Genomic DNA, 25,511 nt, shown 5'->3' with positions numbered 1-25,511 from the left:
CCTGCATTTTTAGTTACTTGAGGTGGGCTAACGAGTGGATAACACAAGCATGATGAATCTTTCAAGTCGGGGGTTTCGGACGATTTCTTGTCTGTGCCTTTTCCTGATCCTGATGTCGCAGAAGGGCATGTCGCAGATGGGTAAAGCAGGCAATGTGACCATCAGCACAGCCGGAAATATCGTTAATGAATATACCTACCTCACCGCTGATGCACCGGCCGGTGCAACGACTCTCTCGGTAAATAACAGCGTCTTGAATTCAAACGGACGCTTTTCGATGCCGCTTGAAAAAGGTGATTTGGTCTATATCATTCAAATGAAAGGCGCCACACTGGATGGCGTGCCCGATAACAACTCCTATGGTGCGATCACCAGTTATAACAATTGCGGAAACAATGAATTTGCTCAGGTGTTGGATATTCCCGATGCCAACACCATCATCATAGATTGTGGTTTGAAGTATGACTATACGGACTCCGGTCATGTGCAGGTAGTCCGCGTTCCCAGGTATGAAAGTTTGACCGTAACAAGCAGCGGTGTCATGACCGGAGAAGCCTGGAACGGTCAAACCGGAGGTATCCTCGCGGTGGAGGTGGAAGGAAACACGACCATCAATGCGGGTGGAAGTATGGATATGAGCGGTTTGGGATTTCGGGGCGGACAACTGGACAGTCAAACCAAATGGGGTAACCCGATCATGCGAAGCACGGACCCGGAAGAGGGTGGAGAAAAGGGGGAAGGTATCGGTGGTTACCAGCAGGATTATGACAATTGGTATAACGGTAGATATGGTCGTGGGGCACCCGGAAATGGCGGCGGCGGCGGCAACGCACATAATTGTGGCGGCGGCGGCGGTGCAAATGGCGGTTGGGCTCCGGGTTGGTATGGCCTGGGTGTGGCGGATTCGACACCTCCCGGTTGGGCTGCGGCGTGGGAATTGGAATACCCGGGGATGTCCGGGGTAAATTCACCCGGCGGTGGTCGTGGTGGTTATGCCTGGTCAAATTCCAATCAGGATGCAACCATCCTGGGTCCGGATAAACCTGCCTGGTCCGGCGATAGTCGCAAGCCATATGGTGGTTTGGGTGGTCGCCCGGTGGACTACATAGATGACCTTGTGTTTTTTGGCGGCGGCGGCGGAGCAGGAGATAACAACGATGGCGATGGTGGTACCGGTGGTCGTGGAGGCGGACTCGTTTACATCATGTGTTATGGAAATGTGAGCGGCGCCGGAGAGGTAATATCCAACGGTGAGAACGGTGGAAATGCCTGCTGTGCAGATAATTTTCAAACGCATGGAAATGATGGTGCCGGTGGTGGCGGTGCTGGTGGAACGATTTTCATCACCGTGGTTGGTTCAGGAACCCTTACCGGTATTTCGGCTACAGCCAATGGTGGAAATGGCGGGTCACAATATAACAAGCCTACCAATGGCACGGTTACCGAAGCAGACGGTACCGGTGGTGGCGGCGGCGGCGGACACATCGCTCTTTCTTCTCAAACCATTACCCAAACAGTTTTGGGTGGAGCATATGGTACCACAAATTCAAGTTCCCTGACGGAGTTTACATGCAATGGTGCTACATCTGGTAATGTGGGAAATACAGGTATATGGACTTCATGGCATTCAATCACCGCCAGGGATACCGTTGTGTGTCCGGGTGGTACTGTAGACCTGTCTGCACTGATCACAGGCGCACCACCTTCCGGTACAACCGTGGTGTGGTGGGACTCTCCCGCTGGTGGCAGTATGATCTTTACCGGAAGCCCTTTTACATTTGGTCCAATTAGCAACGATACCATCATTTACGTGGGGACTTGCCCCGGAACCTTCCGCATACCCGTAATGATCACGGTGGGAAATCCCAGTGCCTTTGATGCAGGAAACGATGTCTCCATATGTTCCGGTGGAAGTGTTCAGCTCAATGCAACCGGCGGCACAAATTATCTGTGGAGTCCGGGAGGTACCCTATCAAATCCGGGCGTGGCCAACCCGGTGGCAACACCCGTTTCAACAATGACCTATTATGTGACCATTACCGATGTCGGCGGATGTTCCGGTGTGGATTCGGTAACGGTAAGTGTGGGGAGTAATCTGTCAGTGACTGTTACTCCGGATACCTCCATCTGTGAAGGAGATAGCATTCAGTTGCAGGTTAGCGGTGGAGGTAACAAATTTACATGGACACCGTCCGCAACATTGATAAATCCTGGTTCGGCCAATCCAATTGCCTTTCCGGTTGCTACCACCAAATATTATGTAGTGGTGGAAGATACCCTCGGGGGATGCAATAGCAATGATTCGGTATTGGTTAACGTCAATGCCATTCCCGTGGCGGATGCCGGAATACCGGATTCTGTTTGTCTTGGAGACAGCCTGCAGTTGATGGCAAGCGGTGGCGGAACCTATTTGTGGACACCATCCGGTTCGCTTGATGATCCGAATATTTCTGACCCCAAGGCGTCACCGTTGACAACCACCGTTTATCATCTCACGGTAAGTTCCGGGGGGTGTTCATCTGAGGATTCCGTACAGGTAACGGTTAATCCTGTTCCTGTAGCTGGTGCTGGCGGTGATGTGACCATTTGCATGGGTAGCTCCACCACATTGAACGGATCCGGCGGTGGCAGTTATCAATGGACGCCGGCCACGGGTCTCAATGACCCCAGCGTGGGGACACCTGTTGCTTCGCCCAATGTGACAACTGCATATGAGCTTCTTGTTACGAACGGATTCGGTTGTACAGATAAGGATACCGTGGTGGTAACCATCGGCTCAAGCCTCTCTGTGGCCACGTCCGGAGACACATCCATTTGTCCTGGAGATACCGTTCAGCTTTCCGCATTAGGCGGGAACTCTTACCAATGGACACCGGCTTCTACCCTGAGTAATGATACAATTCCGGATCCGGTTGCTTCTCCTGTGGCGACTACAACTTATGTTGTGCAGGTGAGTGACACCACCGGGTGTACGGGCATAGATTCCATTCAGGTAAATGTATATGCGCCACCCAATGCGGATGCCGGTTCGGATGTTCTTATTTGTGAAGGGGATTCCGTGCAGTTAGCTGCAAGCGGAGGCACAAACTATGTTTGGTCGCCGGTCGGAACATTGAGTAACCCCGGAATTGTCAACCCCAAAGCGGGACCATCTGCGAATACAACCTATTATGTTACGGTGACGGATGTCAATGGCTGTTCTGCATCTGATAGTGTTGCGGTGGGTATCAGCCCGCCACCTGTTGTTAACTTCAGCAATACAGGAGCATGCCTGGGCGATTCGATTTTCTTTACAGACATATCAGCAAGCACTGGCGGTCCGATCACGGTTTGGACCTGGTCCTTCGGTGATGGTGTCACCGTTACCGGAACAAACAATCCCGGTCACCTTTATGGTGGTAATGGCAGCTTTCTCACCAAACTGATCGTTTCGGATTCTTTGGGTTGCACTGATTCGATCACAAAACCGGTCACCGTAAGCAGCCGCCCAAATGTAAACTTCAGGGATACCGCATCAGGCTGCGCACCCATTGTTGTTTTCTTTGATAACCTTTCGAATGGCGGTACCATATATAACTGGGATCTTGGCGATGGTTCGACCTCCGATCAGTTTGCGCCAACCCATGCTTATATCACACCCGGTTCCTACAATGTAAAACTGATCGTTACCAATGGAACCAGCGGGTGTTCGGATTCGCTGACCTTTAACAATATGATCACGGTATATGGTGCACCAACGGCTGGTTTTACTGCGAATTCAACCAATACCACCCTGGATGATCCGCAAGTGGAATTTACCAATTCATCTACCGGAGGAAACGATTTATACTGGTTCTTCGGTGATGGCGCCACTTCCAATGCAATCAACCCGACGCATGTCTATTCGGATACCGGTTGTTTTAGCGTAGTGCTGGTTGTTAAGTCTACGCAGGGTTGTACGGACACCACATTGCAGCAGGTTTGTGTGATCGATGATTTAACCCTGGACATCCCGAATATGATCACTCCAAATAATGACGGGGCCAATGATACGTGGATCATTACAAACATTGAGAAGTACCCGGAACACGTGATCTCTTTGTATAACAGAAATGGTAACTTGCTTCAAACGTTCACGGATTACAACCAACTGTTTGATGGCACCATCAATGGCGATCCGTTGCCCGCGGCGCCATATTACTATACATTGGACCTTGGTGATGGAAATGAGATGATCAAGGGTATTCTAACCATTATCAGATGATGATGAAACGGAGATATCATAGAATTGTCACGGCGGTAATGTTTCTGGGACTATCCTGGAATATGACCATGGCGCAACAGCTGCCGGTATTCAGCCATCACATGTTCAATAAGTTTGCGCTAAATCCAGCCGTTGCGGGATCCGAGCGATTCATAGATTTCAAATTAAATCACCGCAGCCAGTGGGTGGGATTTGACGGTGCACCGGTAACACAGGTGTTGAGCGGTCATGCCATATTGCCCAATGGAAAGATGGGGGTCGGAGGATATCTGTTTAACGATGCTGCCGGGCCTTTCCGCCGTATCGGTTTAAACCTGGCTTATGCGCACCATTTGCAGTTGGGCTCCATGAATCTGTCATTGGGTCTTTCGGGCGGATTGTTGCAATACTCGGTCGATGGCCGCGAAATAAATTTGTACGATCCCACAGATCAAACGGTAGACCTCACCACCAGGGACCGTTCGATGACACCCGATGCGAATTTTGGTATGTTAATGTATAATGAGGATTTATATGTTGGGTTTTCAGCCCTTCACCTTTTGAAAGGGAAACTGGATTTCTTTGAGTCCGGTGGCAATGCAAGTTATGTGCCGCTGGAAAATCACTATTACTTTATGGGTGGTTATAAGGCAGAAATAAATCCGAAGTTCACCCTGGAGCCGGCAGCACTTGTGCAGATGGTACAGGCCAATCCGACACAATTACACATCAACCTGAATATGTCTTATGATGATAAAGTCATAGCGGGTGCAGGTTACAGGACCGGGGATGCCATGGTACTGCTTGTGGGGTGCCGTTTTGCAGAGGCATTCATGGTGGCGTATTCTTATGACCTTTTGCTTTCCGGTCTCAAAACTTCAAACACAGGCTCCCACGAGATCACGGTGGGTTATCAGTTGGCCTATAAGACCGGTGAAGGACCGTTGAAAAAACGGTACAAGCTGAACAAGGTGAGGGTGAACTAACTCTTTTGATGCAGGTTCAGACCTATCTCTATTTTATGTACTTTTGAGCCAATAAAAGGGCTTTTCATCAGACCCATCGTATCGTTTGACGATAGCTTGGTTAACTTGAAACGCCTTCTTTCCATCAGCTGCAAAAGCCCATCATGTTAGCAACTCCTATCTGGACTGGACGTATTTTGACCCACCGGCAACTTGGTCTGTTTTTGATAGCCTTGGTCTTAGTGGTTCCGGTGATTGTAGATCTGATGAATGGATTTTTGAAAATGGAGCTTCGGGTGGATGTTTCCGTGGGCATCATTTACCGAACAGGCATTCTGATTATCAGCACTCCTTTCTTTTTTACATCAGGCCAAAATCGGTTCAAGCTTTATGTTTTGATGATTTTGCTGTTATGGGGGATATCTGCCATAGTGTGGACCTTTTCCAGTGAGGATCATATATTCTCAATGCTTCAATGGGAGGTAAGAGAAATATCAAGGATCATTATGCCTTTTATAATGGTGGTGCTTCTATGGGAATTGGCGGTAAAGTTTGATATTGGAATTGAGGATATGATTCGTCACATTTCATGGTTTGGTTTTATTGCGGGTGGTGCGATTATTTTCTCATTTGTGACCGGATTTGGAATGATGACCTATTATGATGGTCAGGAGTGGGATGGTGGGTTTGGTATGAAGTCATATTTTATTGCCCAGAATGACATCAGTATTGCTGTACTCATCAGTTTAGTGATGAGTTTATATCGGGTGTTCACAAAAATGACACTTGGTAACATTATTATGGTAATGACCACCTTGGCAGGACTGATACTGCTGACCACAAGAACGGCTTTGGCTGGATCACTGTTGATTACATTTGTGTTTGTTTTATCTGCTATATTTTTCAAAAAAAAGGATATACCCATGCGCCGTTTTTCTCGCCTGATGCTGATTGGGGTTGGCGTTGGGCTCTTGGTCTGGGGTATCACCGTATTGATTGATATTATTACCCAATATAGTTTTTTGGTGACCAAATTCGAGAGCCTCATTGCGCATTCTCCCAGAGAATTGATGGTACAAGCAGCCAAAAACCGCATTGCAGACAGGGCGTGGTTGCTTAATATATTCGGGGAAAGCAATTACTATTTCTTGCAGCATATTAACTTTGAGGTAATCAAAACGTACCCAAAGGCCTTTGCCGGGGTGGGAAAACATGTAGAAAGGGATTTTTATGATTTCGTCGGCGCTTATGGAATTATTCTCGGTATGTTGTTGTTACTCCTTCCGGTTTTGTTTTGGGTGAAGATGGTCTTTTCTTTTCTGCAAAAAAGAACATTCCTTAACTTCACCTTCCTGGTCGCAATTACTCTTTTTTTAGGACATTCTGTTTTTGCCGGCCATGCCCTGAATAGTCCCACTGTTGCTAGTGTTGTTGCGCTGGTATACCTCTATATATACCAATATCGGTTCTTTACGGATTCACATCGTCAAACTTCACAAGACCCGTCTGTATGAAGGCGTTTTTTGAGGATCGCCATTTTAGGGAGGTAGTGAAGGGTGCTTCAGGGGCTTTCATTTATAAGTTTCTGGGAATGGTTGCTGGCTATGCTTTCACTTTTGTGGTTGGACGCTACCTGGGTGCTGGCTCATTGGGCGTATTTACACTTTTTCTTTCGGTGCTCTCCATTGCAGGTATGATAGGAAAATATGGTTTTGATGCATCCATTGCCAGATATGTGGCTAATCTGATGCAGCAAAGGAACACTGAATCCATACGCAAGATATATAAGAAGAGCATGAGGTTTTCGCTTCTTCTGACCCTTGCAATCTCAGTGATCATGATGGTATGTGCAAGGTGGATGGCAGAGGAGGTGTTTCACGTTTCCGAACTGACCTGGTACTATCGAATACTTCCGGCAGGACTATTTGCATTTGTGATTGTGGCGATAAACGGAGGCTTTCTGCGAGGATTGAAGAAAGCTGCACAGCATTCGTTTTTTCAGAATTTTGCCAGATTTCTGTTTCCGATGCTGTATATTTTTCCATTGATTTACCTTGTTTCGGCTGTAGGGGCACCCATCTATGCTTATGTGCTTGGATTACTCACTGCAGCCACCATTAGTACGCGAATGGTATTAAGACACCTGAGATATCAGAAAAGTGAATTACCCGGTACTGCTAAAACAGAAGATCCCCCTTTTCGGGAGGTAGTCGGGGTATCTTCTGCACTGCTGCTTACAACCTCCTTTACATTCCTGTTGTGGTGGACTGATTCTATCATGCTGGGTATTTTCAAAACAGAAACGGATGTTGGCGTTTATAATGCCGCATTAAAAATATCCAATATTGTAAGTATTACCCTCGTGGCAGTGACAAGCATTACAGGCCCTAAATTTTCAGAAATGTTTTACAGCAATGATCGGTTGCAATTGAAGAGGTTTATGTGGAAGGTCTCAGGTCTTTCCTTTTTTACGTCACTACCAGCTGCCATCATAATTTTTTTGGTTCCCGGCTATTTGCTGGGGTGGGTAGGAGATGATTTTGTGCATGGAACTACGCCGCTTATTATTTTAACTATCAATCAGCTGGTTCATGCCCTTGCTGGGGTTAACGGTTTGCTTTTAGAAATGACCAATCAGGAGAAGGTCGCAAGGAATATTCTGTTCGTCAGTGTTGTATTGAATGTTGTATTAAATTACATATGGATTCCTGAGTATGGCATTACGGGTGCAGCCCTTGCTACCACGGTTAGTATGAGCTCAAGAAATGTGATTTCCGTATTGTATGTGAATCAGTTCTTTTTAAGATCGGATCGCAGATGAAGGTGTTGATCCTATCAAATATGTACCCTTCTCAACAAGTTCCATACAGCGGCATTTTTGTTAAGAATCAATATGAACGTTTACAGGAACTGAAAGCCCCCGCTGATGTTATTGAACTGTTCTATATGAAACGGAAGCTGACCGGTCCAACCGGAAGTGCATGGAAGTACTTGAATGCTTTTCTTAGGTTTGTTCCCAGGTTCTTTAAAAAGTATCATATCCTGCATGTACATTACATTTATCCCATCGGTCTCCTGGCATATGCTTACAAAATGATTCATCCCGGGTGCCGCATTGTTTTGACCGTTCATGGGTCTGATGTATCGGTCAACCTGAATTCAAAAATGAAAAGATGGTTGTTTTCCAGGGTGGCCGGAATGATGGATTATGTAATTGCTGTGGGAGATGCCTTGCCTCCGTTGATTCGCAAGAACCTTAACAGAGCTACGGATATGGTGCTTTGTGCCGGCGTGGATGAAAGGAAGTTTTATGATGAGGGACGCGACAAGACAATTGATTTTCTTTTTGTCGGAAAATTCGTCGAAAATAAGGGTGTGCATTTGTTGCTCGAGATAATTTCTAGAATGAATGATCCGTCGGTTAGTTTTGGTTTTGTGGGTGTGGGAAAGTTTAAAGAACAGGTTGAACAGATGGCAGAAAAGCAGAATGTTACATACTTCGGAGCTGTTGATCAGGATGGCCTAAGAAAGCTTTATTCTGCAAGCAGGTTTCTGGTGCTACCTGCTGAGAAAGAAGGGTTCGGTCTGGTGGTTTCAGAGGCAATGTTTTGTGGTACACCTGTGATAGCTACAAGGGTAGGAGGGATTGCCGGGCAGATAAAAGATGGCTTCAACGGTTTTTTCATCGGCGACCGAACCGTGGAGGGTATTGAAAAATGCTTAAAGAAGGCTGTGGAAATGGCACCCAATGAATATAGTCATATGGCTGAAAATGCCCTCAAGTCTAACCGTCAATACGCATTGCAGCATGTATGTATTGAGGTGATGAAGGTGTATCAAGTACTCAGTAACCAGACGCAATGATGGATGATGTAAGGCCAATATTTGTTGGAGGTACGGGGCGGTCTGGAACCACAATTTTGTCAAGGGTATTAGACTTGCACCCCAGAATATCGCGTTTTCCTATCGAACTTCGTTTTCTTACCGACCCTGATGGTGTAGTATCCCTTAAAGGGCCTTTGGTGGATTACTGGTCGTTTTATCAAGCTGATATAGCCATACGGCGATTTGATAAACTCCTGAATTCCGTTTCTACGCGGTATATCGGAAGATATCCCAATACCTATTTGGCTCGACTGGTTGGACGTGATTTCTACCATGACTGGAAACGTGATTATGTTGATGCCCTGGCTGCCTATACATATAGGGGAGATTGGGCTGCGCGATCCAATGTATTTAAAAAAGCGTTGACCCGTTTACCCATTCCTCTATCATTACGGCGTTCATTTCTGGATTTATGTTATTATGCAATACCTATGAGCTTGTCGGAATATGAGCAAGTAAACCGGCATTATGTCAACCGTTTTTTTCAACAATTTGGAACCTTGAACCAGGGGGAATGTGTAGTTGAGCATACGCCCAGTAGCATAATACATGCCGATGTACTTCAAGGTATCCTTCCGGAAGCCAGGTTCATTCATGTCTACAGAAATCCCTGGGATGTACTGGTGTCATATGGTGGTCGCGACTGGGGTGCAAGTTCAATTGAGGTTAATTTTCGTTGGATATGTGATATTCTTGGAAGATGGACGCAGGTTCGTGAAAAGATACCCGCGTCGTCATTTATGGAAGTACGTTTTGAAGACTTGATTGGAGACACAGAGGGAACCCTGAGAAAAATTGTTGATTTTGTAGGAGTGGAATATGATCCGACCATGCTAAATCTTGATCTTTCGCGACACAATATCGGCAGGTGGAAATCGGTACTGGATGAAAATCATCGAGAATCACTTCGTTCAACTGTGCCTCAAGATATTGCTCGTTATTTTGAAGAGGATGAATTATGATGAACGATTTAAGTCATGAATGATAGGAAAGCAAGCATAGCGATGGTGGCATATACCAACTATGCCACAGATCCGAGGGTGATAAGAGAAGCAGAAGCAATGGTGTCTGCGGGCTACCCGATTGATTTTTACGCACTCAAAAGAGAAGGAGATCCAAAAGTAGAAAGCATTAATGGTGTGCGGGTAATCCACTTGAATATGAAACGATACCGGGGGAACAGCAATGTACGTTACATGCTTTCGTATCTTGAGTTTCTTTTTCGTTGTTTGATACTGTTTTCTGTCAGACCTCGAAGATACAAGGTGATTCATGTGAATAATATGCCGGATTTCATGATTTTTGTGGGCTTCTTCCCCAAAATATTCGGTGCGAAACTGGTATTGGATATTCATGATCCGATGCCTACAACGTTCGAATCCAAATTTGAGGAGGGAAAGGGATGGAAGTACCGTTTGCTTTTATGGCAGGAACGTTTGAGTGCCAGCTTTGCAAATAAGGTGATTACCGTTCACCAGCCCATGAAGGATGAAATTCTTGTGGCACATGGTATTCCTGAGCAAAAAATCACAGTTATTGCTAACTTTGCAGACGAAAAAAAATTCCCCCTTCGCGAGAATTATAAGCCCGAAGGAGACAAAATAAAAATACTTTTTCACGGTACAATTGCTGAAAGGTTTGGTTTACAGAATGTTATCAAAACTTTAATGCAAAATAAATATAGATCAAGATATACGTTGAAGATAATAGGTGAAGGAGATTATAGTGACAGTTTGAAGGAGTTTATTGCTGTGAATAATGCAGGGGACGTAGTTGATTTCGAGAATCGGTTTTATAGTGTTGATAAACTTTCCGTTATTATCGGGGGATTTGATGTGGGACTTGTAAGTTATATCCTCTCTTCTGGAACACAACACATGTTGCCGTTGAAAATGATGGAATATATATCAGTGGGATTACCTGTGTTGACTATTCGTAATAGCCCGATCGGATATTATTTTACAGAGGAAGATTGCTTCTATTATGATCCGGAAAAACCGGAAACGCTGAATCATTGGTTTAATGCCTTTATTGAGGATAAGGATTTGCTGGATCATGGGCGGAATCATGTATTAACCATAAGAAATCGCTTTCTGTGGAATAACGAAAAGCGGAAGTACATCACACTACTGGAAAATTTGATAAATAACGAATGAAAAAAATAAAATTCGGAATTGTTGGTTGTGGCAGGATAGGATTAAGGCATGCCGAGCATATAGCTCACTATGCGGAGTTGGTTGCAGTGTGTGATGCCAATATCGCTAAGGCACAGGAGATCGGCCTGCAGCATGGCTGTAAGGTATATCAGAATATAGACGAGATGTTGTCTCAGCCAGGATTGGATATTGTATCAATCTGCACACCCAATGGTTTACACGCCTCACATTCGGTAGCAGCTTTGCAGTCCGGTGTCAATGTATTGTGTGAAAAACCTATGGCTATTTCAGTGGAGGATTGTGAGTGGATGATACAGGAGGCGGAAAAGGCGAACAAACGGTTGTTTGTTGTAAAGCAGAATAGGTATAATCCACCTATTGTTGCGCTGAAGGAAGCTATTCAGAGCGGTAAACTCGGGAAGATATACAGTGTGCAACTCAACTGCTTTTGGAATAGAAATGAAGATTATTATAAATCCTCCGACTGGAAGGGAAAAAAGGACCTTGATGGAGGAACATTGTTTACCCAGTTCAGCCACTTCATTGATCTGCTCTATTGGTTGATCGGAGATGTCCGAAAAGTTTTTGCGATGATTGAAAATTTCGCACATGAGGATTTCGTTGAGTTTGAGGATACCGGCGTGGTTGCATTTGAGTTTTCCAATGGTGCACTGGGAACCATACACTATACAGTGAACAGCTACCGTAAAAACATGGAAGGTTCCATTACTATTTTTGCAGAGAAAGGCACGGTAAAAGTGGGTGGGCAATACCTGAATGTGTTGGAATATCAGAATATGGAAAGCAGCGATTTACAAGTTGCGGAGACTTCAGCAAAGGCAAATGACTATGGTAGCTATCAGGGTTCAATGTCTAATCACGATAAAGTGATTGAAAACGTAGTTGATGTATTGCAGGGAAATGCATCTGTCACTACCAGTCATCTCGAAGGGCTTAAGACAGTGCAGATCATTGAAAAGATTTACGAAGGTGCTGGCAAAAGAGTAAAAGTAGGGATGTTATGAGAATACTGTTTGTTGGTAGTAAGGGCCTTGGGTATAGAGCACTGCGCCTTCTACATGAGCAGGGTGCTGATATCTGTGGTGTTGTTGCCAGATGGGATGACCTGGATAAGCAATGGTATCCTTCCGTAGCTTCACTGGCACGCGAACTGAACCTTCCGCTGATGATGCCAGAGCAAATAAATGATGCCGAGGTGGTTGGTCAGATAGCTGCCCTGCAGCCCGATATCATGCTGACGGCCTTCTATCCCAAAATATACAAGAAAGATTTGTTATCAATACCACCTCTGGGTTCCGTGAATATGCATTTTGCCCCCCTTCCGCGATACCGGGGTTCCTACCCAGGTGCCTGGGCGATCATTAACGGCGAAACCAGTCATGGTGTAACCATGCACTACATGAAACCAGGTGTGGATAATGGAGAGATTATTGGTCAGATTACTGTGCCTATTGAAGAAAATGACTCAGGGCAAGATCTTTATAATAGATGTGAGGAGTATGGTATTCAATTGCTTAAAGAAACCTGGCCGGCATTGCTTGCAGGTACAGCAGGAAGAATACCACAGGATGAATCGCGTAAATTGTATCATAACCGGGACTACCCATATGGTGGTGTTGTAAATTTTAGCTGGTCTGTCAAAGAGGTATGTAATTATGTGAGGGCACTCTACTTCCCACCATTCAGGGGACCATTCACGTTTGTGAATGGGAAGAAATTGTACGTAGATAAGGTAGTGTCATCTGCGAATAGAGATATTTACGGTACATGTGGTCTTTGCAATATACGCGATAATGAAATAGAAGTGAAAGTCCGCGACGGATGGGTGAAACTGATCACATGCAGTGATGAAAAAGCACAGCAGGTGAGTGTCGCCCAATTAATTGATGATTATAAGGTAAGTCAGGATACAATTTTCGGAAGATAAGATGACCATGAATATTCCTTTGGTGGATTTGAAAGCGCAGTATGATCAGGTTCGCACGGAAGTGAGGTCTGCCATCGATAATGTACTCTCCAATACCGCTTTCATTGGAGGAGAACAGGTAAGGATATTTGAAGAAGGTTTTGCAAAGTATGTTGGGGTCAATCATTGTATAAGCTGCGGAAATGGAACAGATGCCCTTGTTCTTGCTCTGAAAGGGCTGGGAATAGGTCCCGGGCATGAAGTGATTGTACCGGCGAATTCCTTTATCGCTACCTCGGAAGCCGTTACTTGTGTGGGTGGGCGTCCTGTATTTGTAGATTGTGATGAAGCTACCTATAATCTTGACAGCACCCTTGTTGAGGCGGCTGTCACGTCAAATACCAAAGCCATCATTGCCGTTCACTTGTACGGAATGCCTGGTCCCATGAAAGAGTTGGCTGCAATTGCAGAGAAGCATGGTCTTTTTTTGATAGAAGATGCCTCGCAGGCACATGGCGCTAAATTGGGAGAGCGAAGTGTAGGAACCATGAGTGATGTGGCTACTTTCAGCTTCTATCCCGGAAAGAACCTGGGAGCATACGGAGATGCAGGTGCTGTTGTTACGAACCGCAAGAATCTGGCAGAATTTATTGCCAAGTATGCGAATCATGGCCGGTCCGCCAAGTACGATCATGATATGGAAGGTGTCAACAGCAGAATGGATGGTCTACAAGCGGCCGTTTTGAATGTGAAGCTAAAATACCTAGATAGTTGGCTGGAGAAAAGAATTGCTATAGCAGCAAAATACCGGGAACTGCTGGATGCCAAGCAATATCGTTATACCCTTCCTTTAGAAAATGTTCGTCATGTATATCACCTATTTGTAGTACGTGTGCACAGACGTGCGGATATTCTGAAAGAGCTTGCGCATAAGGGTATTCAGGCAGGGATTCACTATCCGATTGCTCTCCCATTTTTAAATGCCTACAAACACTTGAATCATATATCAGCTGATTTTCCCGTAGCACACAAACTTGCTGATGAAATACTATCCTTACCAATCTATCCTGAGCTTACCCAGATGCAGGTAGAATATGTTGCTACACACCTCAACGCCGCTGTTAAACCCCTCACAAAAGAAGCCCCATGAAAGTACCTTTTTTAGACCTTCGACTGAATTATCAATCCGTAAAAGAAGAAATTAATAAAGAGATCCAGGAAGTGCTGGATACAGCCGGATATATTCTGGGCCCAAAAGTAGAAGCGTTTGAAGCACGGTTTGCGGAAGCACATCAAGCCAAGCATGCCATTGGTGTGAGTTCGGGCACAGATGGCAACCATCTTGCGCTTTGGGCTCTGGGAGTTGGACCTGGTGATGAAGTGATCATGCCGGCAAATACTTTTATTGCAACGGCATGGGGAATTACACTGACCGGTGCTACACCGGTTTTTGTGGATTGCGATCCCCTTACATATAACATAGACCCTGCAATGGTAGAAAAGGCCATTACCACGAAAACCCGGGCCATTATAGCAGTACACTTGTACGGTAATCCGGCAAATATGGATGGCTTAAGAGACCTGGCTGTTGCGAATAATATTTTTCTTATTGAAGATGCTGCACAGGCTCATCTGGCACAGTTTAAGGGGCAGATGGTTGGTGGGCTGGGGGAAATATCGTCCTTTAGTTTTTACCCCGGAAAAAATTTGGGTGCATATGGGGAAGGTGGTGCGGTGCTTACAAACAATGATGAGTTGGCGGTTAAGGTGAAGATGATCAGAGATCAGGGACAGGCCAAGAAGTATCATCATCATTCCTATGGACATAATTATAGAATGGAAGCCATTCAGGGTGCGGTTTTGGGAGTAAAATTGAAGTATCTGGAGGAATGGACCAGAATGCGGAGAATGATTGCAGACAAGTATAATGAGAACCTTAACAATCTGGATGGGATATTTCTCCCTACCGAAACGGCAGGTGGCAGACACGTTTATCATTTGTATGTCATCCAGACCGAGGATAGGGACGGTATGAAAAATTATCTGGATGGAAAGGGGATTGTCAGTGGATTACATTATCCTATACCCATTCATATGCAAAAATGTTTTCAATCTTTGGGCTATAGAAAAGGTGACTTCCCCGTTACCGAGCAATTGGCCGACCGTTGTCTGTCATTGCCTATGTTTCCGGAAATGACCACGGAACAGGTACAATATGTTTCAGAAAATGTACGATTATTTGCTACACAAAAGGCCACAATCTAAATTTTAGCTTCTCTTTCTTTAAGATTGGTAACTTTTTGGCTTAATGTTTGTATAAGCCCAGATAATCATTCACGTATGGTTCACAATATATTTAAATCATACCCCAAGTACAAGTGGTTCCTGGCACTTGTGGATTTGTTGGTTCTTAACACCGCATTCTTTCTTTCCGTTTATTTAATATCCTTTTTCAAAGGAACTGAGTTTGAAGCGTACGCGAGATATATCACTCCTGTACCCGAATGGAAGCTATTTGCTCTATATTCACTTGGGGTCGTATTATATTATCAGTACGCGAACTTGTATAAGATTCAGAATATTGTTAATCAGGGAAGGCATTATTTCCTGCTTTTCAAAACATCGATTTTCCTTATAGTAGGTTATATTTTGTTACAATTTCTATTGAAGGACATTCAGATCAGTTCACGGTTATTTTATCTGGTGCTATTTCTCGTCATGAACATTTTGCTGTTCCTTATTAGAATACCGTTGGTGGATGTTCTTAAAGGAAATGTGAGGTTGTCCGATAGGGTAGTTGTCATAGGTTCCGGTGCCATTGCAAGAAAGCTGGTGGATTTGTTTGATAAGAATATCAGATTTAAGAACGTTGTGGGATATGTGGATGACAATGGGAACACGGAAAGCTTTAATGGATTGGACTATCTCGGATCTATTGAGGATATTGAAGCTGTCAGAAAGGAACACAAAGTGGATTATTTTATTCTTGCAATTGATAATCTAAGCAGGAGCCGCTTTTTTGAGATATTTGGAAGGTTTCAGGATAGTAACATTCCTATCCACGTTAATTCACAATACCTGCAGGTTCTATATGACCATCTGGAAATAGATTACTATGATGAGTTGGGATTGGTTCGCTTTGCATCTCATGATGATAACCGGTTCCTGCACTATACAAAGAGATTGTTTGATATCGCTTTCGCACTTGTAGCCATCTTCCTTTTTTCACCGCTCTTTCTGGTGATCGGCATGGCTGTATTGCTTACGTCCAAAGGCCCCATTATTTATAAGCAGGTTAGAATCGGAAAGGATGGTAAACCCTTCTATTTCTATAAGTTCCGGTCCATGTATGTAAATAGTGACAAAGATCCGCTGCGTAGTCAGAAGGTAGCTGATTTCATCAAGGGCGATTATAGTCCGGAAACAGGATCTACCAAGGTGGTAAATAAAAGTAATATTACACCGGTTGGTGCAATCATAAGAAAATTCAGTCTTGATGAACTTCCTCAGTTAGTGAATGTACTGTTGGGTAATATGAGCTTGGTCGGACCTCGCCCATGTGTCCCTGGTGAATGGAAAATTTATGAGGACTGGCAGAAACTGCGACTGAAATCAATTCCGGGATGTACCGGAATCTGGCAGGTCTCCGGTCGCAGTAAGGTAGATTTTGAGGATTCTGTCCTGATGGATATATATTATAATCAAAACTTCACGCCCTGGGTTGACCTTAAGTTAATCTTGCGTACAATCCCCGTTATGGTTCTGGGTAAGGGTGGTGAATAACTTACATTAGAATAATGAATATCGGAATTATTGGCTTGGGTTATTGGGGCCCCAACCTTGTGAGAAATGCGATCATGAATGATCACATTCACAAGGTGTACTGTTTTGATCGGGATGAGTCACGCCTTCAAAAAATGAAGAAGACATTTGACTCCGTCATATGTTGCAATAAACTTGAAGATATTCTTGGTGCTGATGAGATTGATTCGGTTGCTATTGTAACCCCAGTGGAAACACACTATGGCCTGGCCAAAGAGGCGCTCAATCATGGGAAGAATATCCTGGTGGAAAAACCCTTTATGTCTTCAGTGGCTGAGGCGGAAGAGATCCTGGAGTTGGCTGATAGGAAGGGACTCATCACGATGGTGGATCATACTTTTATTTATACATCCGCAGTCAGGAAGATTAAGGAACTTATAGATTCAGGTGAATTAGGTGAATTGTATTATTACGATTCGGTTAGGGTAAACCTCGGTCTGTTTCAAAGGGACGTGAACGTTATATGGGATCTGGCTCCCCATGACTTTTCAATCATGAATTACCTGATTGGCAGAGAGCCTAAAACGGTTCAGGCCATGGGAGGTGATCACGTAGGTAAGGGGCTGGAAGACGTAGCTTATGTGCATATTGATTTCGGTGATAACCTCACCGCACATTTCCACTTGAATTGGCTATCTCCTCTGAAACTGAGAAAAACACTACTTGCAGGCTCTAAGAAAATGGTCGTGTACGATGATATGGAGAATTCGGAAAAGATCAAAGTATACAATAAAGGCATTGATGTTAAGACCAAAGAGGATGAATACAAGATGTTGATTAAGTATCGTTGGGGAGATATGTACTCACCAGCACTGGATAATGTAGAGGCCTTGCAGGCTATGTTGCAGGAATTTGTGGATGCCGTGGATGGCAAACGAAACCCGATCACCAGTGGGCGTGATGGGCTGAATGTAGTGAAGATACTGGAAGCGACCCAGTGGTCAATAAAAAACAGAGGAACCGTTGTAGAGATATGAATGAGAATATGTTTCAGGCTATTGCCGATGATGTTCAACTGGGTAAGGATGTCCGGATATTTCGTTTTGTGAATCTTTATGGTTGTCGTATTGGGGACAACACAAAAATAGGAGCGTTCGTCGAGATTCAGAAAAATGCATCTGTAGGGAAGAATTGTAAAGTATCTTCACATTCCTTCATTTGTGAAGGGGTTCATATTGGAGATGATGTTTTCGTTGGTCATGGTGTGATCTTCATTAATGACCGCTATCCCAGAGCGGTCAATGAAGATGGTTCTCTGCAAACAGAAGAGGACTGGGCCGTTATCGAGACCATTGTTAAAGATCGGGTGTCTATAGGGTCAGGAGTTACGATATTGTGCGGTGTGACGATAGGAGAAAATGCGATGATAGGTGCAGGAGCGGTAGTGACAAAAGATGTTCCCGCAGGAGCTGTTGTTGCCGGTAATCCGGCGCGTATAAAACGGTAACAATTTGCTATAGTTGACCAAGAAAACTTTGCAGATCATGCAGATGTTTTTTCCAGGTGTACTTCCGTTCAGCCAGTTCCCTGCCTGCCTGCCCGATCCGGCTGCAGAGCTCGGGATCATTGACCAGCTTTAATATCTGCCTGCTCCAGTCTTCATCTCCTTCGGGAATGATAACGTCTTTGTTGTTCTGTAGTTCTATGCCTTCGGTGCCTATAGTTGTTGTTACAACCGGCAGACCGCGGTAAAGGAAATTCAACACTTTTACTTTCATTCCACTTCCAAAGCGCAATGGCACAATGGCCAGTCGGGCCGCTGCATATACAGGGGTCAGATCATCCACGAAGCCCTTGATGACCACTCCTTTTTTTCCTGCAACCACCTCCTTAAGACGCTGATCTTTTGTTTTTCCGATGACCCATAGGGTAACCTCCGGGTCTTTTGATACAATTTGCGGCCAAATGTTTTCTATAAACCAGCACAGTCCGTCAATATTTGGCTCCCACCATAATGAGCCGATGTAAAGCACCACTTTCTCGTTGTTATGAAACACAACAGGTGGTTGCTCCAGCAAGGTATCGTCTCCCAGGTGATAAGTTGGCCGGAATTTATCATGAGGAACGCCCTGGGTGGTGAGAGAATCCGTGTCATTTGGTGCGGCAAGGATCATATCTGCCCTTTGTGCATAGGTTTTTTCAACCCCAATCACCCTGCGAGATTCCCGCTGTAATACCCATGACTTTAATGGGTTTGATTGTTTTTCTGCATAGCGTTGCCAAAGCAGGAATTCTGCATTATGTTCATGAAGTACCACGGGGGCAGCGCAATCTTTTGCCACGTATTGGAACATTTCATAGTGGTCCACAAATATCAGATCGGTATTTTTACAAAGTGCGCGCGTCTTAACCATAAGCCGGTTGTTGTGGTTGCGGTAAACGGCCATGGGGCTTCCGGTCAAATAACTTCCTGCCAATGCAAAAAGGTTTCGGGATCGTTGATGGTTGATGGAAAGGTAGTCATGGGGTTGTAACTTCTCCACCATCTCCTGTTCGGTGTCTTTGTTCGTGCCCTTGTTCAGGCAAACAAGTGTAAGGATATACCTGGATGCAAAATACTCAAGTAACTTCCACGTCTTTATCGTACCACCGCTTACGGCGGGATAGGGAACCTCATGTGTCAGAAACAACATGCGTTTTTTCATGTCATCCAATGATGTTGACTTCCCGGTTTAGCATAATACCGAACCGGCTAGAGACCACCTGTTGAATGTGTTCCGAAAGCTGATAAATCTCTTTCCCCTTTGCATGGCCGTAGTTCACCAGCACCAGGGCCTGTTTCTCATGTACTCCCGCATCACCGTTCCGAATGCCTTTAAGTCCGCATTGTTCAATCAGCCAGCCGGCCGCCAGTTTTACGGTGCCATCTTCCTGCGGATAAGCAGGCATCTCCGGAAATTCAGCGGCGAGTTTAATGGCTTCGTTCTTATCAATTACAGGATTTTTGAAAAAACTTCCCGCATTTCCAAGGTGTTCGGGGTCCGGTAGTTTGCTTTGGCGTATCCTGCACACGGCCTCACCAACCTCGCGTATGCCTGGGCTATTGATACCCATGACTTCCAATTCTTTTTCAATGGCTCCGTACGAAGTATTTACAACAGGATGTTTGGTTAGCCTCAATGTCACCGATGTGATGATGAAGCAGTCTTTCAGGGTGTTCTTAAAAACGCTTTCCCTGTAACCAAAGGCACAATCCGCATGGCTGAATGTTTGGACGCTGCCATCTTCCCGGTTAATCGCCTCAAGGGAGTGAAACACATCCTTCAGTTCTACGCCGTATGCTCCGATGTTCTGCATGGGGGCGGCGCCTATATTGCCCGGAATCAGGGAAAGATTTTCCAGACCTCCCCATCCATTGGCAATGGCATGGTTTACGACATCATTCCAAACTTCGCCACCATTGGCTTGCAACCAGACGTGTGTATCATCCTCCTGGATTACCCGTATGCCTTTCAGCTCATTGCGCAGAACAAGCCCATTGAAATCCGACGTGAACAATACGTTGCTTCCCCCACCCAGTATAAGCATGGGCATCTCCCGGAATTTTTGGTCTGCCAGCACCAATTGCAGATCATCCGTTGTTGCACAACGAGCCAGATACCTTGCACTGCTTTCGCAATGAAATGTGTGGTAGGATCTGAGCGTTATGTTTTCTTCGATGGTCATAAGGTGAAGATGGGCAAAAATAACGGATAACTTTGTTTCTTTATAGGATTGAACCGGAACCGATACGAAATGACCACAGTTTGTTTTTGTGTGACCAACGATGTGCTGACCGACCAGCGTGTGAAGAGGCATGCAACTGCTCTGGTGGAAAGGGATATGCGGGTAACCATCGTCGGTCGCATGAAGAAACAGAGTCAAAAACTGTCAGCGGATTTGTTTAGCGTTCGGCGTTTTCGTTTGCCTTTCGAACGGGGTCCGTTGTTTTATGCAACATATAATATCAGGTTGTTCTTTTTTCTGCTGCGATCTGATTTTGACCTTGTCATTGCCAATGATGCGGATACCTTGCTTGCATGCTACTATGCATCCAAATGGAAAAAGTTCCGGTGGGTATATGATAGCCATGAATTCTTCACAGGTGTACCTGAACTTCACGCAAAGCCTATGGTAAGACGTGTTTGGTGTGCAATAGAGAGAAAGGCAATACCCAAAGTCCATGCGCGGGTCACGGTGAACGGATCAATCGCAGACTTATTGAAGCGCACGTATGGTTACGATTTTTCGGTTGTAAGGAACGTTTCCAATACCCGGATACCTTCGAAGCCACGTAGCAGGGCAGAACTTGGGCTTCCGGAAAATGTGCCCATTGTTATATTGCAGGGGGCATGGATGAATGTGGATCGGGGGGCGGAAGAGGCGGTGGAGGCATTCAGATTTATTCCGGATGCCCTTCTGCTAGTGATTGGCGGTGGAGATGTGTTTCCCCTGTTAAAAGAGAAAGTCAGGAATGATCCGTCCTTGCAGAAAAATGTGCGCATACTGGACATGATGCCGGCTAACGATTTGGTGCATTACACTTGTCATGCTTCCCTGGGGCTCAGCCTGGACAAGGATACCAATCTTAACTACAGGTACAGCTTGCCCAATAAACTCTTCGACTATATTCAATGTGGTGTACCCGTGTTGGCTACTCCTATGGTGGAAGTGAAGAACATTGTTGAGACTTATCAAATCGGAGAATTAGCATATGACCTGGAACCGGAGAGGTTAGCCGGTCAGATCCGTGCTATGATCTTTGACCGTAAACAGCAGATCAAATGGAAGCAGGGCTTAGTTAAAGCGTCAGCGGAACTGAGATGGGATCACGAAAAAAATACATGGAAAGAAGTGATCGCCCATGCCCTCAAGGGTGATTAAACCTTTTGTTTGCCAACGATATCCAGAAGGTATTGCAGTTTAAACATATCAAACCAGAACAGGTTGGGTTGGTTGGTGCTAAGTCGTTGCTGAATGGTGGGCTTTAGCCTGCGGAGAATAAACCTCGCAACTCCTGCCATTTTCCAGGTTTTCAGTCTGCGGTACGTCATTAACAGTGTGATCTCCCGGTCATCCGCTCCCAGTTTACGAATCTTCAAAAGATTGTGGATTCCGGTACGCGTTTTTTGCAGAAAATGATCCCGGTTTTCCAGGCCTGCATGGCGAAGTGGATTGTCTATATGGATGATGGGGATGCCTGCCGCTTCCAGTGACTGGCCCAGTAAAGTGTCTTCATGGCCGTAGCCTTTCAGCGTTTCATTCAATGGATGTTCAAACAATGCCTTTTTGGGGATCAGCACGTTGTTGGTCATGAATCGTGCATATCCTTTTCGCTGGTTGGCGGGTAACGCTTCACGCTGACTACCATAAATCCAGTGAAGATGCAATGAGGGATCATCCGGGAGCGCGCGTTGATAAGTTCTTCCGCCATAGACCACCTTAAACTGGCCGATCCAGGGAAGGTATCTTGTGATGTAGCGGTCATCCTCCATGGCGGAATCTCCGTCTATAAGCAGTAAATGGTTGTACGTTGATGCCCGGACCATTTGGTTTCGTATAGCAGCGCGCCCAAGGTTTTCAGGCATTTCTTCATAACGGACATTATTGGTGGTCATTAATTCCCTGTTGGTACTACGGGTCATTTCATCAGAACCATCATCAAAACAAAGAATCTCGAATGCAATCCCAGCATCGCTGCATTGTTTGATCAAGGCGTGAACAAGGTCACGGGAATCCTCATTGAATATGGGTATCAGGATGGATAGCATGACGGTCGCTTCATGCGGGTTGGCCAACCGTCTTTTCTATGATCTGTCCGTTCTCACAAAGCAATGTTCTGGAAGGAAACTTTTCCATCAGGGAGTAGTCGTGGGTGGCCATCAGGACAGCCCTGCCCGAATGACTGATTTCCAGCAGCAGTTGCAGGATCTCCTCTGAAGTGGCAGGGTCCAGGTTTCCTGTGGGCTCATCGGCGAGGATCATATCCGGATCATTGAGCAAGGCACGTGCAATGGATATGCGTTGTTGCTCGCCTCCTGAAAGCTGATGGGGGAATTTAAATCCTTTTGTGCCCATTCCAACTTTATTCAATACATCCTCACTGCGCTGATTCATTTCCTGCTTGTTCTTCCAGCCGGTGGCTTTAAGCACGAACAAAAGATTGTCTGTTACAGAACGGTCTGATAGCAGTTGAAAATCCTGAAAGATGATGCCCAGCTTCCTTCTCAGGAATGGTATTTTCCTGCGTTTGATTTTGCGAAGTTGAAAGCCCGCTATCTCTGCCTCTCCCTCTTCCAGAGGCAGGTCACAATACAGTGTGCGCAACAAACTGCTTTTTCCGCTTCCGGTTTTTCCGATCAGGTATACGAATTCACCCTTCTCCACCGTAAGGTTCACATTGGACAACACCAGGTGGTTATGTTGATAGACCAGGCCTTCTTTGATAGATATGATGGTGTCAAGGGACATGACAAATAGATTTTTCAGGTGATGAAATCCAGTTTCCGGATCTTGCCGAAGGGGAGGGCCTGGATGATCTCCAGGATTTCTTTTTCCAGGTGATCCAATCCACATTTTTCAAGCGCCTTCTCCGGACGGTCTACCCTGAAATACGCTTTAAGCGTAAAATCATTGTCCCGGATCTGAACATAATCAGGGATGCGGGCTTTGCCTTTGATCTTCAGGATATACATTTTGCAAATGTAGTGATTAGGTGATTAACTGTTAGCAGGACGGGTAATACCCCGCGATGGGGTGGGTAGAATTTTCCTGGACGAACATCGCTCACGTCACTAAATAACAATACCTCGTTGAAAACTTCCGTTTGCTTTTCAATGGGAAGGGGTATACCTCAATTATCTTTATAGGCTAATGAACAATGGCTTGAACAGAGCGGGTGTACTTTGGATAGTGCTGTTTTTGTTTGGCTGTGTCGGGCGTATCAATGCCCAGCAGCCTGAAGAACTTCGTGACGATCGCCGGCATTTCAATGAAGGCCTGGCGCTATACGGCAAGGAAAAGTATGGTGCGGCACAGGAAGCTTTTACCCGTGCGATTGCGGCATCACGCGATATGTTCGATGAAACCGTAACGGAAGCGGAGTACTACTATGCGCTTTGTGCGATTGAGCTGTTCCACGAAGATGCCGAAAGCCGGATCACCAGGTTCGCATACGATCACTCAGAACATCCCAAGGCTGTTAAGGTACCCTTTCAGTTGGGACGTTACCATTTTCAAACCAAATCATACCGCAGCGCCGCCGAGAATTTCGTTCAGGTGGATGTGTATGACCTGGCAGGTGATGAAATTCCGGAGTACTATTTTAAGTATGGCTATAGCTTATTTGCCCTGGAGAAATTTGATGAAGCTTCACAGCAGTTTTTTCAAATCAAGAATTCAGATTCAAGGTATGCATCGCTGGCAGCATATTATCATGCGCACATCGCGTATACCCAGGGCAATAACGAAACCGCTCTTCAGGGATTCTTGTCTCTCGTGAATGATGAGAACTTTGCACCGATTGTCCCTTATTATATCAGCCAGATCTATTATCTGCAGGGACGCAATGAAGAACTGATCGCCTTTGCTACCCCACTTCTGGAAAATGCGGTACCCAAGAGGGCACCTGAAATTGCCAGATTACTTGGAGAGGCCTATTATCATACCAACAGATTCAAGGAAGCCATACCGTACCTTGAGAAATATCACGAGGCGTCGTACTATGCAAACAGGGATGATCTCTATCAATTAGGCTATGCATATTACCAGAACGGTGATTGGGAAAAGTCGGTGGAAGCCCTGAAGAAAATCGTGTCCGTGAATGATTCGCTGACCCAGTATGCCTATTACCATATGGGAGATGCTTACTATAAAGGCAATGAGAAAACCCATGCCCAGAATGCTTTTTCTGCGGCATCCAGAATGGAGTTTGATCCGCAGATCACGGAGAATAGTCTTTATATCTATGCGAAGTTAAGCTATGAGCTTTCGTATAATCCATTCAACCGGGCGGTATATGCGTTCCGTGATTACCTGGAAAAATATCCGAACTCTCCCAAGAAGGATGAGATTTACCAGTACATGATGAACATTTTTCTGACCACCCATAACTACGCAGGTGCCGTGGATGTTCTGGAGAGTATGAAGTATTGGGATGATAAACAGCAAAAGGCTTACCAGCTGGTAACCTATTATAGCGGTCTTGAATATTTTACATCACGGCGTTTTGAGGATGCCATTAAGATGTTTGAGAAGTCCATACAGAACAACAAGGACCATGAGACCGAAGCGCTGGCGAGGTATTGGTCGGCAGAAGCATTTTACCATCTCCGGAAATACGATGATGCCATCAGTGCATACGGCGAATTTGCCCTTGTCCCATCATCTTTTAATCTGAAGATCTTTCCACTGAGTTATTACGGTATTGCCTATGCATACTATAAGAAGGAAGATTATGCAAACGCTATCAGCTGGTTCAGAAGGTATGCGGATGATACCCGTCCTAAAAACAGTTCCAAGCTGAATGATGCATACCTGCGCATCGCTGATTGTTA

The 25,511-nt window shown here is 45.3% G+C and carries 21 protein-coding genes; 16 read left to right on the top strand and 5 right to left on the bottom strand.

What is annotated here, in order from left to right; translation table 11 throughout:
- The first annotated feature begins 112 nt into the window (after positions 1-112).
- The 14 genes from KDD36_06310 (at position 113) to KDD36_06245 (ending at position 18,424) form a co-directional block, all read left to right on the top strand.
- Positions 113-4,243, top strand: coding sequence for a T9SS type B sorting domain-containing protein (locus KDD36_06310; GenBank protein MCB0396245.1), 4,131 nt, complete (start codon positions 113-115; stop codon positions 4,241-4,243).
- Positions 4,240-5,208, top strand: coding sequence for a type IX secretion system membrane protein PorP/SprF (locus KDD36_06305; protein ID MCB0396244.1), 969 nt, complete (start codon positions 4,240-4,242; stop codon positions 5,206-5,208). Before KDD36_06310 ends, KDD36_06305 begins: the two co-directional genes overlap by 4 nt.
- A gap of 143 nt (positions 5,209-5,351) precedes the next feature.
- A complete protein-coding gene (locus KDD36_06300) occupies positions 5,352-6,701 on the top strand; it encodes an O-antigen ligase family protein (GenBank protein ID MCB0396243.1) in 1,350 nt (449 codons plus the stop codon).
- The gene (locus KDD36_06295) at positions 6,698-8,008 is read left to right on the top strand and encodes a flippase (protein MCB0396242.1); all 1,311 of its coding nucleotides are present in this window, start codon (positions 6,698-6,700) and stop codon (positions 8,006-8,008) included. The genes KDD36_06300 and KDD36_06295 overlap by 4 nt, the downstream gene beginning before the upstream one ends.
- The gene (locus tag KDD36_06290) at positions 8,005-9,051 is read left to right on the top strand and encodes a glycosyltransferase (GenBank protein MCB0396241.1); all 1,047 of its coding nucleotides are present in this window, start codon (positions 8,005-8,007) and stop codon (positions 9,049-9,051) included. Before KDD36_06295 ends, KDD36_06290 begins: the two co-directional genes overlap by 4 nt.
- Positions 9,048-10,034 (top strand): sulfotransferase, encoded by a 987-nt coding sequence (locus KDD36_06285; protein ID MCB0396240.1) that lies wholly within the window; start codon positions 9,048-9,050, stop codon positions 10,032-10,034. Before KDD36_06290 ends, KDD36_06285 begins: the two co-directional genes overlap by 4 nt.
- 15 nt (positions 10,035-10,049) lie before the next feature.
- Positions 10,050-11,228: a glycosyltransferase family 4 protein gene (locus KDD36_06280; protein MCB0396239.1), complete on the top strand. Its 1,179-nt coding sequence runs from the start codon at positions 10,050-10,052 to the stop codon at positions 11,226-11,228.
- Positions 11,225-12,253, top strand: coding sequence for a Gfo/Idh/MocA family oxidoreductase (locus KDD36_06275; protein MCB0396238.1), 1,029 nt, complete (start codon positions 11,225-11,227; stop codon positions 12,251-12,253). Before KDD36_06280 ends, KDD36_06275 begins: the two co-directional genes overlap by 4 nt.
- Positions 12,250-13,176 (top strand): methionyl-tRNA formyltransferase, encoded by a 927-nt coding sequence (locus tag KDD36_06270; protein MCB0396237.1) that lies wholly within the window; start codon positions 12,250-12,252, stop codon positions 13,174-13,176. Before KDD36_06275 ends, KDD36_06270 begins: the two co-directional genes overlap by 4 nt.
- A 7-nt stretch (positions 13,177-13,183) precedes the next feature.
- A complete protein-coding gene (locus tag KDD36_06265) occupies positions 13,184-14,305 on the top strand; it encodes a DegT/DnrJ/EryC1/StrS family aminotransferase (protein MCB0396236.1) in 1,122 nt (373 codons plus the stop codon).
- Entirely contained in the window at positions 14,302-15,420 is a 1,119-nt protein-coding gene (locus KDD36_06260) for a DegT/DnrJ/EryC1/StrS family aminotransferase (GenBank protein MCB0396235.1), read from the top strand. The genes KDD36_06265 and KDD36_06260 overlap by 4 nt, the downstream gene beginning before the upstream one ends.
- 75 nt (positions 15,421-15,495) lie before the next feature.
- The gene (locus KDD36_06255; protein ID MCB0396234.1) at positions 15,496-16,938 is read left to right on the top strand and encodes a sugar transferase; all 1,443 of its coding nucleotides are present in this window, start codon (positions 15,496-15,498) and stop codon (positions 16,936-16,938) included.
- 14 nt (positions 16,939-16,952) lie between these two features.
- Positions 16,953-17,954, top strand: coding sequence for a Gfo/Idh/MocA family oxidoreductase (locus KDD36_06250; GenBank protein MCB0396233.1), 1,002 nt, complete (start codon positions 16,953-16,955; stop codon positions 17,952-17,954).
- A complete protein-coding gene (locus KDD36_06245) occupies positions 17,951-18,424 on the top strand; it encodes an N-acetyltransferase (protein ID MCB0396232.1) in 474 nt (157 codons plus the stop codon). Before KDD36_06250 ends, KDD36_06245 begins: the two co-directional genes overlap by 4 nt.
- A gap of 7 nt (positions 18,425-18,431) precedes the next feature.
- On the opposite strand, the gene KDD36_06240 is transcribed toward KDD36_06245, so the two are convergent.
- Together KDD36_06240 and murB are read right to left on the bottom strand one after the other, a co-directional pair.
- Positions 18,432-19,622 (bottom strand): glycosyltransferase, encoded by a 1,191-nt coding sequence (locus tag KDD36_06240; protein MCB0396231.1) that lies wholly within the window; start codon positions 19,620-19,622, stop codon positions 18,432-18,434.
- 1 nt (position 19,623) lies between these two features.
- Positions 19,624-20,643, bottom strand: a complete 1,020-nt coding sequence (murB, locus tag KDD36_06235) for a UDP-N-acetylmuramate dehydrogenase (GenBank protein ID MCB0396230.1) — start codon at positions 20,641-20,643, stop codon at positions 19,624-19,626.
- Positions 20,644-20,712: 69 nt separating this feature from the next.
- Here murB and KDD36_06230 point away from each other — a divergent pair, with 69 nt between their 5' ends.
- Positions 20,713-21,840 (top strand): glycosyltransferase family 4 protein, encoded by a 1,128-nt coding sequence (locus KDD36_06230; protein ID MCB0396229.1) that lies wholly within the window; start codon positions 20,713-20,715, stop codon positions 21,838-21,840.
- Here KDD36_06230 and KDD36_06225 read toward each other — a convergent pair.
- From KDD36_06225 to KDD36_06215, 3 genes are read right to left on the bottom strand one after another with little or no spacing between them, the layout of a single operon-like run.
- Positions 21,837-22,754 carry a glycosyltransferase family 2 protein gene (locus KDD36_06225; GenBank protein MCB0396228.1) on the bottom strand — a complete coding sequence of 306 codons (918 nt, stop codon included), beginning with the start codon at positions 22,752-22,754 and terminating at the stop codon, positions 21,837-21,839. The two genes, KDD36_06230 and KDD36_06225, sit on opposite strands and share 4 nt — an antisense overlap.
- A complete protein-coding gene (locus KDD36_06220) occupies positions 22,738-23,427 on the bottom strand; it encodes an ATP-binding cassette domain-containing protein (GenBank protein MCB0396227.1) in 690 nt (229 codons plus the stop codon). The genes KDD36_06225 and KDD36_06220 overlap by 17 nt, the downstream gene beginning before the upstream one ends.
- Positions 23,428-23,441: 14 nt before the next feature.
- Complete coding sequence (locus KDD36_06215; GenBank protein MCB0396226.1) at positions 23,442-23,651, bottom strand: hypothetical protein; 210 nt, start codon at positions 23,649-23,651, stop codon at positions 23,442-23,444.
- Between the two features lie 178 nt (positions 23,652-23,829).
- On the opposite strand from KDD36_06215, the gene KDD36_06210 reads away from it, so the two are divergent.
- The coding region (locus tag KDD36_06210; protein MCB0396225.1) for a tetratricopeptide repeat protein at positions 23,830-25,511 on the top strand (1,682 nt) is incomplete at its 3' end.

It is taken from the genome of Flavobacteriales bacterium (genome assembly GCA_020435415.1).
Lineage (GTDB): Bacteria > Bacteroidota > Bacteroidia > JACJYZ01 > JACJYZ01 > JACJYZ01.
Note: the sequence above shows the minus strand (reverse complement) of the source record. Positions and strands in the feature narration are given on the sequence as shown.